This window comes from Brevibacterium sp. NPDC056726, from assembly GCF_042790515.1.
Classification (GTDB): domain Bacteria; phylum Actinomycetota; class Actinomycetes; order Actinomycetales; family Brevibacteriaceae; genus Brevibacterium; species Brevibacterium sanguinis.
Genome location: NZ_JBHTYZ010000004.1, coordinates 343,481 through 356,545, shown reverse-complemented (window position 1 = coordinate 356,545; position 13,065 = coordinate 343,481). Strand labels below are relative to the sequence as shown.

At 67.8% G+C, this 13,065-nt stretch carries 9 protein-coding genes; 5 read left to right on the top strand and 4 right to left on the bottom strand.

Going from position 1 to position 13,065, the window contains the following annotated elements:
• The 3 genes from ACFQ91_RS10560 to ACFQ91_RS10550 are packed head-to-tail and all read left to right on the top strand — an operon-like array spanning position 1 to position 3,270.
• On the top strand, positions 1-1,770 hold the full coding sequence (locus ACFQ91_RS10560; RefSeq protein WP_198498940.1) for an MDR family MFS transporter: 1,770 nt from the start codon (positions 1-3) through the stop codon (positions 1,768-1,770).
• Positions 1,712-2,677, top strand: a complete 966-nt coding sequence (locus tag ACFQ91_RS10555; RefSeq protein WP_198498939.1) for a D-2-hydroxyacid dehydrogenase — start codon at positions 1,712-1,714, stop codon at positions 2,675-2,677. The genes ACFQ91_RS10560 and ACFQ91_RS10555 overlap by 59 nt, the downstream gene beginning before the upstream one ends.
• Positions 2,674-3,270, top strand: a complete 597-nt coding sequence (locus tag ACFQ91_RS10550; protein WP_198498938.1) for a hypothetical protein — start codon at positions 2,674-2,676, stop codon at positions 3,268-3,270. The genes ACFQ91_RS10555 and ACFQ91_RS10550 overlap by 4 nt, the downstream gene beginning before the upstream one ends.
• A 174-nt stretch (positions 3,271-3,444) precedes the next feature.
• Here the strand turns inward: ACFQ91_RS10550 and ACFQ91_RS10545 are convergent, their stop codons facing one another.
• Both ACFQ91_RS10545 and ACFQ91_RS10540 read right to left on the bottom strand, forming a co-directional pair.
• Positions 3,445-4,884, bottom strand: coding sequence for a glyceraldehyde-3-phosphate dehydrogenase (locus ACFQ91_RS10545; protein WP_198498937.1), 1,440 nt, complete (start codon positions 4,882-4,884; stop codon positions 3,445-3,447).
• A 45-nt stretch (positions 4,885-4,929) separates the two neighbouring features.
• Complete coding sequence (locus ACFQ91_RS10540) at positions 4,930-5,979, bottom strand: YhjD/YihY/BrkB family envelope integrity protein (protein WP_198498936.1); 1,050 nt, start codon at positions 5,977-5,979, stop codon at positions 4,930-4,932.
• A gap of 93 nt (positions 5,980-6,072) precedes the next feature.
• On the opposite strand from ACFQ91_RS10540, the gene ACFQ91_RS10535 reads away from it, so the two are divergent.
• Entirely contained in the window at positions 6,073-6,810 is a 738-nt protein-coding gene (locus ACFQ91_RS10535; protein ID WP_198498935.1) for a DedA family protein, read from the top strand.
• 76 nt (positions 6,811-6,886) lie between these two features.
• Here ACFQ91_RS10535 and ACFQ91_RS10530 read toward each other — a convergent pair whose 3' ends face one another.
• Both ACFQ91_RS10530 and ACFQ91_RS10525 read right to left on the bottom strand, forming a co-directional pair.
• Entirely contained in the window at positions 6,887-7,945 is a 1,059-nt protein-coding gene (locus ACFQ91_RS10530) for a glutathione S-transferase family protein (protein WP_198498934.1), read from the bottom strand.
• Between the two features lie 130 nt (positions 7,946-8,075).
• Positions 8,076-9,884, bottom strand: a complete 1,809-nt coding sequence (locus tag ACFQ91_RS10525; RefSeq protein ID WP_232623615.1) for a long-chain fatty acid--CoA ligase — start codon at positions 9,882-9,884, stop codon at positions 8,076-8,078.
• A 195-nt stretch (positions 9,885-10,079) separates the two neighbouring features.
• Here ACFQ91_RS10525 and leuS point away from each other — a divergent pair, with 195 nt between their 5' ends.
• Positions 10,080-13,028 carry a leucine--tRNA ligase gene (gene leuS, locus ACFQ91_RS10520; protein WP_198498933.1) on the top strand — a complete coding sequence of 983 codons (2,949 nt, stop codon included), beginning with the start codon at positions 10,080-10,082 and terminating at the stop codon, positions 13,026-13,028.
• Positions 13,029-13,065 lie beyond the last annotated feature (37 nt).

Sequence of the window (13,065 nt, the reverse complement as noted above, 5' to 3'; positions counted from 1 at the left end):
ATGAGGGCCGAGAGCCAGGACATGACACAGACAGCCGCAGAACCTGAGAACCACACCAATGACGCCGCCCCGATGACGACCTCGGCGATCATTCTCCTCTTCGTGGGATTGATGATCGCGATGTTCATGTTCTCCCTCAACCAGACCGTGCTCGCCACGGCCCTGCCGACGATCGTCGGCGAACTCGACGGCGTCGACCAGATGCTGTGGGTGTCGACGGCCTTCATGCTCGCCTCGACGATCATGATGCCGATCTACGGCAAGGTCGGCGACCTCTTCGGCCGCAAGCCGCTGTTCATGTTCGCGATCAGCTGCTTCCTCGCCGGCTCCGTCTTCGCCCTCCTCGCCCAGGACATGTCGCTGCTGATCTTCGGCCGGGTCCTCCAAGGCATCGGCGGCGGGGGCATGATGATCCTCTCGCAGTCGATCATCGCCTCCGTCGTCCCTCCGCGCGAGCGCGGCAAGTACATGGGCATCATGGGCTCGGCCTTCGCGGTGTCCTCGGTCGCCGGCCCCCTCATCGGCGGGTGGCTGACGGAGGGCCCCGGCTGGCGCTGGGCGTTCGCGATCAACTTCCCGCTCGGGATCATCGCCCTCATCGCCGCTGCCGTCTTCCTCAAGATCCCCAAGCAGACCCACGGTCCGCGGCCGAAGATCGACGTCGGCGGCATGGCGCTCATCTCCGTCATCACCTCGTGCATCGTCCTCGTCTCCGCGTGGGGCGGACACGACTACGCGTGGGGCTCGTGGCAGATCAACGGCCTCATCGTCGTCGGGGCGCTCGCGATCATCGCGTTCGTCATCGTCGAGGCGAAGGTGAGCGAACCGGTCATCCCGCTGTGGCTGTTCAGGAACCGCGACTTCCTCCTCTCGACGATCGCCGGTCTCTTCATCGGCGTGAGCATGTTCGGCGTCCTGTCCTACATGCCGACCTACCTGCAGATGGTCCACGGCATCGACGCGACCGTCGCCGGACTCATGATGGTCCCGATGATGGGCACGATGCTCATCTCCTCGACGCTGACCGGCTTCGTCGTCGCCCGCACCGGCAAGTACAAGCGCTACCCGCTCACCGGCATCCTCCTCATCGGAGTCTCGCTCATCCTGCTCTCGACGCTCGAAGCCGACAGCCCGGTGTGGGAGCCGATGGTCGGACTCGCCCTGCTCGGCCTCGGTCTGGGACTGAGCATGCAGATCCTCGTCCTCGTCGTCCAGAACGCCTTCCCCGTCGAGATGGTCGGCACGGCGACGGCGTCGAACAACTACTTCCGCCAGGTGGGCGCGACGCTCGGCATGGCGTTCATCGGCTCGGTGTTCACCCAGCGCCTGCTCGAGAACATCGAGTCCGGCATCCGCAGCCTCGCCGCCTCGAACCCGAACGTCGAGCTGCCGCAGATCTCGTCGACCGGGCTGACCCCGCAGATCGTCGGCGACCTGCCCGAACCGATCCACACGCTCATCATCACCGCGTACAACGACGCGCTCGTCCCGCTCTTCCTCTGGGTCGCGCCGCTGGCGTTCCTCGGCTTCGTCATCCTCCTCTTCCTGCCGAACACGCCGCTGGCGTCGACGCTGAAGAGCCAGGATGCCGCCGCCCGTGAGCATGTCGTCACCCACGAACACGCCGCCGAGGTGCCCGTCGACGCCGATTCCTCGCTGCGGGAGCCATCCGATAGTCTGGCTGTGCCGCTGACCACGAAGGACTCCACGGATGACGACACTGACGATTCTCAACCCGCCAGGCAGCCCGGTTCCCGACCGGCTCACTGAGCTCGGCCGCCGTGACGACGTCGACGTCCGCATCGTCACGGCCGACCGCCTCGGCGAGGCCCTGCCCGGCACCGAGGTGCTCCTCCTCTGGGACTACTTCTCCACCGCGCTCACCGAGGTCTTCGACGCAGCCGACGAGCTGCGCTGGATCCATGTCGCGGCCGCCGGTGTCGATGCGCTCCTCTTCGACGAGCTCATCGCCTCCGAGGTCGTCGTCACGAACGCCCGCGGAGTCTTCGACCGGCCGATCGCCGAGTTCGTCCTCAGCTTCGTCCTCATGCACGCGAAGTCGGCGCTCGGCTCGCTCGCCGACCAGCGGGAGCACCGGTGGAACCGGCGCTCGACCCGTGACCTCGCCGGCACGCGGGCCCTCATCGTCGGCACCGGGTCGATCGGTCGGGAGATCGCCCGCGTGCTGCGCGCCCTCGGCGTCGACGTCAGCGGGGCGGGCAGTCGTGCGCGCACCGGAGATGCCGACTTCGGCGACGTCATCGACTCCGCCGACCTCGCCGCGCATCTGACCGGGGTCGACTGGGTCATCGACGTCGCCCCGCTCACCGACCGCACCGCGGGTCTCTTCGACGCCGAGGTGTTCGCGGCGATGGAGCCGCACGCGTTCTTCGTCAACGTCGGCCGCGGGGCGACCGTCGACACCGATGCCCTCGTCACCGCGCTGGAGACCGGGGCGATCGCCGGCGCCGGCATCGACGTCGTCGATGTCGAGCCGCTGCCGGCCGACCACCGGCTGTGGGAGGCACCGAGCGTCATCATCACCCCGCACATGTCCGGTGACACCGAGGGCTGGCGCGAGCGGCTCCTCGATCAGTTCCTCGACCTCTTCGAGACCTATCGGGCCGGCCGCCCCTTCGCCCACACCGTCGACAAGGAAGCAGGGTACGTCCGATGAGCACCGCTGAGGTCCCCGACGACCGGGCCTTCCTCGCCCGCACCCTCTCCGACCTCGTCGCGATCCGCCGGGCCCGCCTGCTGAGCATGCTCGTGCTGGCGATGGCGATGCTCGTCGCGGGCCTCGGCGCGGCTCTGCAGGCCCAGGGGGAGCGGGTCGATGCCGTGCTGCTCTTCTCGGCGTTCAGCCTCATCATGATCGGCATCGTCTGCGCCCTCGGCGCGCTCGTCGCATGGACCCGGCTGCGCCGCGACATCCTCGACTCCGTGGCGGCGAGACGGCCGGCGAGCACCCGGGCCCCGCGGTCGAAGGGCGGGGGCATGGCGGTGGCGATCGCGTTCGTCGTCCTCGGGATCCTGCTCGGCTTCCTGCTCGTCCCCGAGACGCCCATCCTCGCCGGTGCCGTCGTCCTGTCCTGCCTGCTGCTCGCGTGCCTCGGTCCGATCTGGGCCCATGAGCTCTCGACCGGCGATGACCGTCTCGCGTTCATGCTCGCCGAGGACGACGACCTCGCCTCCCGGTTCGCGACATTCACCCCGATCTGGCTCCACGACGCGATGGAGACCGAACGCGCAACCCGCGAGGACCGCTGAGGGACCGACCGCCTCGGCGCGGACCCGATCCCACCGCGCACTGCCCGCCGCCCACTGCGCACTGCGCACTGAGCACCGCGGACCGCGCTGTGCGCACTGCGCACCGCAGACGACGAAGCGCCCCCGTCCGAGAGGTCGGGGGCGCTTGCCGGTCGCTGACTCAGCGCAGCGGGATCAGTTCGCTGCCGCGGGGAACGACGGGGTGTCGACGTCGGCCATCTCCGCCACGCAGCGGATGACCTGGTGGCTGTAGCCGAACTCGTTGTCGTACCACACGTAGACGACGACGCGGTCCTCGTCGACGATCGTGGCCAGACCGTCGACGACACCCGCGCGCCGCGAGCCGACGAGGTCGGTCGAGACGAGCTCGGGGGAGGCGACGTAGTCGACCTGGTTGCGCAGCGGCGAGTTCATCGAGGTCTCGCGGAGGAACCCGTTGAGCTCGTCGACGGTCGTGGGATTCTCGAGGTTGAGGTTGAGGATCGCCATCGACACGTTCGGGGTGGGCACGCGGATCGCGTTGCCCGACAGCTTGCCCTTGAGTTCCGGCAGCGCCTTGGCCACGGCCTTCGCCGCACCCGTCTCCGTGAGCACCATGTTCAGACCCGCCGCACGTCCGCGACGCGACCCCTTGTGGAAGTTGTCGATGAGGTTCTGATCGTTGGTGAACGAGTGCACCGTCTCGACGTGGCCGTTGCGGACGCCGAAGCGGTCGTTGAGCGCCTTGAGCACCGGGGTGATCGCGTTCGTCGTGCACGAGGCCGCCGAGAGGATCGTGTCGGCGTCGGTGATGTCATGCGAGTTGACGCCGAAGACGATGTTCTTGATGTCGCCCTTACCGGGAGCGGTGAGGATGACCTTCGCGGCGCCCTTGGACTGCAGGTGCTTCGACAGGCCCTCTTCGTCGCGCCACTTGCCGGTGTTGTCGACGATGATCGCGTTGTCGATGCCGTACTCGGTGTAGTCGACCGTCGAGGGATCATCGGAGTAGATGACCTGGATGAGGGTGCCGTTGGCGAGGATCGTGTTGTTCTCCTCGTCGACGACGATGCTGCCGTCGAACTTCCCGTGCACTGAGTCGCGGCGCAGCAGGGAGGCGCGCTTGACGATGTCGTTCTCCCCGCCCTTGCGCACGACGATGGCGCGCAGGCGCATGCCGGTGCCGCCGGAGCGCTCGATGAGGATGCGGGCGAGCAGACGTCCGATGCGTCCGAAGCCGTAGAGGACGACGTCGCGCGGCTCCGCCGCGGAGGACTCGCTGCCGATGACCGACGCGAGCTCCTCGGCGAGGAACTCCGCGGTCGATGCGGACTGCTCATCGCGCTTGACGATGAGGCGACCGAGGTCGATGCGCGCCGCGCTGAGGTCGAGCTCGGCGAGTGCCCGGACGACCTCGAGGGTGGTCTCGATGTCGAGCTCTTCGCCGAGGAAGTGGCGGGCGTAGCGGTGCGCCTTGATCATGCCGGTCACGGACTTGCCCTGGAGCGAGCGCCCGAACAGGGTGAGCAGCACGTCGTTGTTGCGGTGGAGGCGGCCGACGAGCGGGATGAGTTCTTCCGCGGCAGTCTGCTTCTTCTCCCACTCGTCGAGACGAGCGGCTGTTGCTTGAGTCAAAGGTCGAGTCCCCTTATATTCACGTGGTCGATTCCCGGCCCAAGTCTACCGTGTCGACTCCGCGCTCCTGGACCGGCGTTCGTCGTAGCGCTTGAACCCCAGCAGCGTGAGCGCGACGAGTCCGACGCCGGTGATGAGGGCGCCGAGGCTCTGGACCTGAAGCTCGGGCGCGACGAACCGACGGTGCGGGGTCGTGTCCTCGGGCAGCGGCGGCGGAACGGCCGTGCCGATCCAGGCGGCGACGAAGAGGATGATGCGAGCGAAGACGTTCATCGTCAGCATCACCGCGATGATCGACCCGAACACACCCGCGGCCTTCCCGGCGGAGAAGAGGTCGACGAGGACGGTGGCGAGGTTGAGCAGGATCGTGAAGGCGACGGCGCCGATGAGCGAACCGCGCACCTTCGCCTGCCGATTGACCGGATGCTCGGGCAGCATCGTGAAGAGGAACATGAAGATCAGCCACGATGCCCCGAAGGTGATGATCATCGGGACGACGACGAGGAGGCCCGACATCCATCCGGAGAGGTCGAAGAGATCGGTGATGAAGCTGCGCAGCCCCGTGCCGATGACCGTGAGACCTGCGGTGAGCAGAAGACCGACGATGAGTCCGAGCAGGGTCACGGTGTTCGAGAAGAACTTCTTGACCAGCGGCTGGTTGACGTCGTCGTCGAAGTCGTCGTGGAGCTGGGCGCGGACGGCGGCGCCGAGGTTGCCGATGAATCCCTGGCCGGTGTAGAGACCGGCGAGGATGCCGAAGATGCCGACGGCCTGCCAGTCGTTGAGGAAGCCCTCGAGCTGATCGGTCAGGGTCGAATTGCCGGGGGAGAAGTCCTCGATCTGCTGGGTGATGACGGGAACGAGGTCGGGCCGGACGACGTCGAGGACGAAGCCGAGTCCCGCGAAGGTGAACATCGCGATCGGAATGACCGCGAGAACGAGGAAGTACGTGATCGCGGCCCCGAACTGGTTGCCCAGACGCGTGATGAAGCGCTGGACGGCGCGGACGAGATGCGCCGGGCCCGGCTGGTTGATGGCCTGGTGACCGGCTTCGGCCATGGGACTGCGTGAGGCCAGGATCTTCGCTGGTGTCACTGGGTGCTCCTCCTTCTTGGGGATCGTCTCCCAGACTATCCGCTGGGAGCGCTCTGTGAGCGAAAGGTCGACCTGTTCTCTACACTTCAGAGCATGCCGCTCACCGCTTCGACCTCCGCCCTGGTCACGGTCTCCGCCTCCGGTGCCGCTGAGAACCTCAGCGGCTTCTCCGCGTGGACGGTGGCGATCATGGAGACGCTCGGACCTCTCGGCGTCGGATTCCTCGTCTTCCTCGACAACATCTTCCCGCCGATCCCCAGCGAGCTCGTGCTGCCGCTGGCCGGCTTCACGGCGAGTCGCGGTCAGCTCAGCCTCGTCCTCGCCATCGTCTTCGCGACGATCGGATCCGTCGTCGGAGCCCTCGTGCTCTACGCGGTGGGCCGCTGGATCGGACTCGACCGGATCGTGCGGATCGCCGTGAAGATGCCGCTCGTCGACGTCGCCGACGTCCACAAGACGATCGCGTGGTTCGACCGCCACGGTGACAAGGCCGTCTTCTTCGGGCGGATGATCCCGATCTTCCGCTCCCTCATCTCCATCCCGGCGGGCATGCGGGCGATGCCGATGCTCAAGTTCCTCCTCCTCACCGCCGCCGGCAGCACGATCTGGAACACGATCCTCATCGTCGCAGGCTTCTACCTCGGTGAGAACTGGTCGATCGTCGAAACCTACGCCGGGTACTTCCAGACGCTCGTCATCGTCGTCGTCGCGGTCGCCGTCGTCGCATGGGTCGTGCTCAAGGTCCGCAAGCGGCGCCGGCAGCGCGCGACGGGAACCCACGACTCCGACTTCGAGCGGGAGCAGGACGCCGAGCCCGACGGCACGCCTTGAGCGGTGAATGACCGAAGCCCGACCTATGGTCGGGCTTCGGCTGCTCCGCCTCGGCGGGATGGACCGTCGGCAGGGTTCACTTCACCCAGGCCGCCGCGGTGCTCTCGAACGGAACCTCCTCGCCGGCGGCGACGGGACCGGGCGCGGTGCCGTCGCCGAAGGGCGAGCCGCCGAGTTCCTCCCTGCCGTGCGGGGTCAGCCACCCGGAGAGGTCCGGCCCGACGGGAACGATGCCGGTGGGATTCACGTCCTTGTGGACGATGTAGTAGTGGTCCTTGATCTGCGGGAAGTCGATCGTGTCGCCGAATCCCGGCGTCTGATAGAGGTCGCGGGCGTAGCCCCAGAGGTTCGGGAAGTCCCGCAGGGCGGTGCGATTGGCCTTGAAGTGCCCGTAGTAGACGGGATCGAAGCGCGCGAGCGTCGTGAAGAGCCGGACATCGGCCTCGGTGATCGACTCGCCCATGAGGTAGCGCCGGGTCGCCAGTCGCTCCTCGACGGTGTCGAGGGCGGTGAAGAGGCGGTCGAAGGCCTTCTCATAGGCCTCCTGCGAGCCGGCGAAGCCCGACCGGTACACCCCGTTGTTGATCTCCGTGTAGATCATCCGCATGAGGGACTCCATCTCGTCCCGCAACTCCTCCGGCCACAGGTTCGGCGCACCGTCGCGGTGGTAAGCCGTCCACTGGGTCGAGAAGTCCTCGGTGATCTGCGCGAAGTCGTTCGTCACGACCTCACCGGAGGGGATGTCGACGATCGCGGGCACCGTGATGCCGCGCGGGTAGTCGGGATAGCGCTTGAAGAACGCCTCCTGGAGCCTCTCGATCCCGAGCACCGGATCGACGCCCTCGGGATCGAGGTCGAAGGTCCACGAGCGCTTGTCGTGAGTGGGCCCGGGCATCCCGAGGGAGATGACGTCCTCGAGACCGAGGAGGCGCCGGACGATGACCGTGCGGTTGGCCCACGGGCAGGCGCGCGCGGCGATGAGGCGGTAGCGACCGGGTTCGACGGGCCACTGGGCGTCGGGATCGTCGAGGATGCGGTCCTCGATGTAGTTCGTGTCGCGGTTGAACTCCGCGCCCTTCTCGACATAGGAGCCGGTGGTGTCAGTGTCCGTGGTCGTCTCGGTGTCGTTCGACATGGGGATGTCCTCTCTCACGCGACTGAGTGCGGCGGGTCGGCCGCCCGCGGTGAACGGGCGGCCGACCGTCGTCACGATGGTTGAAACTTCATCTTACTCAGCCGGCCATCGCCGCGTCTCCCCACCGGCCTCAGTCGGCGTAGAGCGCTTCGATCTCGTCGGCGAAGTCCTTGCCGAGCAGGTGGCGCTTGACCGACTGCTTCGCGGAGAGATAGCCGTTGGCCTCGCTGAGCTCGACGGGCACGATGCGGAACTTCTTGATGCCCTCGGCCCGGGAGACGGTCCGATTGACGCGTTCGATCGCCTTCTCGATGGTCTGGCGCACGGTCTCGTCCTCGGCCGCCTCGGCGAGGGTCATCTCCGGCAGATCATGATTGGCAAGCCACGTCGGCAGCATCTCCGGGTCGAGGAAGATCAGCGCGGTGATGTACTTGCGGTTGTCGCCGACGAGCACCGGCTGGCCGATGATCGGATGGCGGCGCAGGGCGTCCTCGAGCGGGGCGGGAGCGATGTTCTTGCCGCTCGAGGTGACGATGAGCTCCTTCTTGCGCCCGACGATGCTGAGGTAGCCGTCCTCGTCGAGCGACCCGAGGTCGCCGGTGGCGAACCAGCCGTCGTGGAACTCCTTGGCCGTGGCCTCGGGGTTCTTCCAGTACTCGCGGAAGACGGGCACGCCCTTGGCGAGGATCTCGCCGTCGGGGGCGATCGCCACGGTCGCCCCGGGCAGGGGCACGCCGACGGTGCCGATCTTCGAGTTCTCGGGGACGTTGACCGTGATCGGGGCCGTCGTCTCGGTGAGACCGTAGCCCTCGAGGACGACGAGGCCGATGCCGCGGTAGAAGTGGCCGAGGTGCGTGCCGAGCGGCCCGCCGCCGGAGACCGCCCACTTGACGTTGTTGCCCATGATCTCCCGCAGCTTGCGGTAGACGAGGGTGTCGAAGAGCGCGTGCTGGGCCTTGAGCGTGAGCGGGACCCTGCCGGCGTCGAGGGCCTTCGAATAGGCGACGGCGACCTGCTCGGCCCGGCGGAAGATCTTCTCCTTGCCGCCGGCCTGCGCCTTCGCGAGCGCGGAGTTGAAGACCTTCTCGAAGACCCGGGGCACGCCGAGGATGAACGTCGGCTTGAAGCTGCCGAGGGCGTCGGTGAGCTTCGTCAGGTCGGCCTGGTGGGCGAGCAGCCCGCCCGTGCTCACGCAGAGGACCTCGATGAAGCGGGCGAAGACGTGGGCCTGGGGGAGGAAGAGGAGGCAGCGGGCGTCACCGCCGGTGACCTCGCTGATCTGCTCTTCGGCGGCCTGCGCGGTCTGGACGAAGTTCGCATGCGTGAGCACGCAGCCCTTGGGCCTGCCCGTCGTTCCGGAGGTGAAGATGATCGTCGCGATCGACTCGCTGCCGACCTGGCTGCGGCGGGCCTCGAGGTCGGCGTCGCTGACGGATGCGCCCGCGGCGCTGAGCTCGCGGAAGGCGCCCTCGTCCCAGATCCACAGCGCAGGTGTCGGCAGTCCGGCGGCGGCCGCGGCGTCGCGGACGCGCTGGGCATGCTCCTCGGTGGCGACGAGGCCGGCGGTGACCTCGGCGTTCTCGAGCATCCAGGCGAGCTGATCCTGCGAGGAGGTGTCGTAGAAGGGCACGGAGATCGCGCCGGCGAACCACACGGCGTAGTCCGACAGCGTCCAGTCGAAGGAGGTGGGGCCGAAGATGCCGACCTTGTCCTCGAACCCGACCCCGGAGGCCATGAGACCCTTGGCGACGGCGCGGACCTCATCGACGAACTCCGCCGTCGTCACCTCGACCCAGTCGTCGCCGACGGCCTTGGCCAGCGCCGGATGGGTGGGGGCGGTCGCGAGGCGGTTGAGAAGGATGTCGGTCGTCGATGACGTCGTGTCCACCTCGTACCCGACGACCGGAGTGGCTGACTGGGGCATTGTCTGTGGGCTCATGCGTACTCCTTCGGGACATAAGTTACTGCCCAGTTACTTTACTGTGCGATCGTTAAGTACTTTACTGTGCGAACCTTCAGCCGTGAAATCGATCACGTTTGCCCGGTGATCATGTCTCGTCTGCAGTCTAGCCAGTTCAGCGCGTGAACGTTCAGGCTACGATGGATCAAACCCGATCACTGGCGAAGGAAGGTAATGTCGACGAACCCTGAGGACACCGGTTTCCGCTACGACGCGGAGCTGGCGGAGAAGATCGAGACGTCATGGCAGCGCACCTGGGAGCAGGCGGGAACGTACCACGCCCCCAACCCGACCGGTGACCTCAGCCAGGACCTCGCCGCCTCCGCCGCGGAGTCCTCGTACGGGCCGCCGGACAACCTCGGCGAGCGGGAGTCCCTCTACATCATGGACATGTTCCCGTACCCCTCGGGTGCGGGCCTCCACGTCGGCCACCCGCTCGGGTATCTCGGCACCGACGTCTTCGGCCGCTATCAGCGGATGCGCGGACGCAATGTCATGCACGCGCTGTCGTATGACGCCTTCGGACTGCCCGCCGATCTCTACGCGGTGCAGACGGGCCAGCATCCGCGGATCACGACGGACGCGAACATCACGAACATGACCGCGCAGCTGCGACGCCTCGGGCTCGCCCACGACGCGCGCCGCAGCTTCGCGACGACCGACGACGACTTCGTCAAGTGGACGCAGTGGATCTTCCTCCAGATCTTCAACTCGTGGTACGACCCCGACGCGCAGGCACCGGGGGAGGACACCGCCGGTGCCGCCCGTCCGATCTCCACCCTCATCGAGCAGTTCGCGAGCGGACAGCGGCCGACCCCCGACGGGCGGGACTGGGCGCAGCTGAGCACCGCCGAGCAGGAGGACGTCCTCCAGGGCTACCGGCTGGCCTACGTCTCGGAGTCCCCGGTCAACTGGGCGCCGGGGCTGGGCACGGTGCTCGCGAACGAGGAGGTCACCGCCGAGGGCCTGTCCGAGCGCGGCAACTTCCCCGTCTACACGCGCACCCTGCGCCAGTGGAACATGCGCATCACGGCCTACGCCGACCGCCTCATCGACGACCTCGACGGCCTCGACTGGCCGAGTGCGATCCGCGCGATGCAGGTCAACTGGATCGGACGGTCGAAGGGCGCGCTGCTGCGCCTGCCGCTCATGCCGACCGCTGCCACGGCCGCCGACGCCGATTCGACGACCGAGGAGTCCATCGAGGTCTTCACGACGCGCCCGGACACGCTCTTCGGCGCGACCTACCTCGTGCTCTCACCCGAGCACCCGGCCGTTGCCGACCTCACCGCGGACGCGTGGCCGGACGGCACGCCCGAGCGCTGGCGCGGGGGAGCCGACACCCCCACCGAGGCGATCGCCGCCTACCAGCGCGCGGCTGCGGCCAAGACCGACGCCGACCGGCAGCAGAGCCGGGAGAAGACCGGCATCTTCACCGGCTCCTCGGCGCTCAACCCCGCGACCGGTGAGCAGATCCCGATCTTCGTCGCCGACTACGTCCTCATGGGCTACGGCACCGGGGCGATCATGGCGGTGCCCGCCGAGGACGCCCGCGACTGGGAGTTCGCGAAGGAGTTCGGCCTGCCCTACGTCCGCACGGTGCAGCCCCCGGAGGACCACGACGAGGACTCGCCGTACACGGGCGAGGGCGTGATGATCAACTCCGCGAACGAGTCGATCGACGTCAACGGCCTGCCGATCGCCGAGGCGAAGGCCGCGGTCACCGCATGGCTGGCCGGTCTGGGCCTGGCCGAGGAGACGACGCAGTACCGACTGCGCGACTGGCTGTTCTCCCGCCAGCGCTACTGGGGCGAGCCGTTCCCGATCGTCTACGACGAGCACGGAACCCCGATCGCGCTGCCCGACGAGCAGCTGCCCGTCCAGCTGCCCGAGGTCGACGACTTCGCGCCGCGGACCTATGCCCCCGACGACGCCGACTCCCAGCCGGAGCCGGCCCTGTCGCGCAATCGGGACTGGGTCGAGGTCGAACTCGACCTCGGCGACGGACCGCGCACCTACTACCGCGAGACGAACACGATGCCCAACTGGGCCGGGTCCTCGTGGTACCAGCTGCGCTACGCCGACCCGCACAACTCCGATGCCGTCGTCGACCCGGTCAACGAGGAGTACTGGCTGGGTCCGCGGGCCTCGAAGCCCCGCGGTGGGGCCGACCTCTACGTCGGCGGTCAGGAGCACGCCGTGCTCCACCTCCTCTACGCGCGCTTCTGGCACAAGGTGCTCTTCGACCTCGGCTACATCTCCTCGTCGGAGCCGTTCCACCGGCTCGTCAACCAGGGCTACATCCAGGCCTACGCCTACACCGACGCCCGCGGCGTCTACGTCCCGGCCGCCGACGTCGAGGAGCGCACCGACGAGGCGGGCGAGACGACGTTCTGGTACGCAGGCGAGCAGGTCAACCGCGAGTACGGCAAGATCGGCAAGTCGCTGAAGAACTCCGTCATGCCCGATGAGATGTACGACGCCTACGGCGCGGACACGTTCCGCGTCTACGAGATGTCGATGGGACCGATCGAGCAGGACCGGCCGTGGGAGACCCGAGCCGTCGTCGGCGCGCAGCGCTTCCTCCAACGGGTGTGGCGCCTCTTCGTCGACGAGGCGACCGGTGAGTCCGTCGTCGCCGCGGGCACTGCCGACCCCGAGACCCTCAAGGTCGCGCACCAGGTCATCGCCGGAGTCCGCGACGACATGGACCACCTGCGCTTCAACACGGCGATCTCGAAACTCATCGTGCTCACCAACCACCTGACGAAGCAGGGCGGAGCGACCGTCGACGTCCTCGAGCCGCTGGCGATCATGCTCTCGCCCTTCGCCCCGCACCTCGCGGAGGAGCTGTGGCAGCGGCTCGGACACGAGTCGTCGATCACCTACGTCGACTTCCCTGAGGCCGACCCCGCCTACCTCGTCGCCGACACCGTCACCGCGGTCGTCCAGATCAAAGGCAAGGTGCGCGCCCGGCTCGATGTCGCCCCCGACATCACCGCCGACGACCTCGAAGCCCTGGCGCTGGCCTCGCCGAACGTCCAGCGTACGCTCGACGGCGCCGGGGTGCGCAAGGTCATCGTCAAGGCCCCCAAGCTCGTCAACATCGTTCCCGACGCGTGAACCGCTGACCGGCCCCGGTCACCTGAGAGAAGGACCC

What these genes read in the sequence shown, in the direction of transcription:
- ACFQ91_RS10560 (WP_198498940.1), top strand. Translation starts at nt 1, where the DNA reads ATGAGGGCCGAGAGCCAGGACATGACACAGACAGCCGCAGAACCTGAG.
- ACFQ91_RS10555 (WP_198498939.1), top strand. Translation starts at nt 1,712, where the DNA reads ATGACGACACTGACGATTCTCAACCCGCCAGGCAGCCCGGTTCCCGAC.
- ACFQ91_RS10550 (WP_198498938.1), top strand. Translation starts at nt 2,674, where the DNA reads ATGAGCACCGCTGAGGTCCCCGACGACCGGGCCTTCCTCGCCCGCACC.
- ACFQ91_RS10535 (WP_198498935.1), top strand. Translation starts at nt 6,073, where the DNA reads ATGCCGCTCACCGCTTCGACCTCCGCCCTGGTCACGGTCTCCGCCTCC.
- ACFQ91_RS10530 (WP_198498934.1), bottom strand. Translation starts at nt 7,945, where the DNA reads ATGTCGAACGACACCGAGACGACCACGGACACTGACACCACCGGCTCC.
- ACFQ91_RS10525 (WP_232623615.1), bottom strand. Translation starts at nt 9,884, where the DNA reads ATGAGCCCACAGACAATGCCCCAGTCAGCCACTCCGGTCGTCGGGTAC.
- leuS (WP_198498933.1), top strand. Translation starts at nt 10,080, where the DNA reads ATGTCGACGAACCCTGAGGACACCGGTTTCCGCTACGACGCGGAGCTG.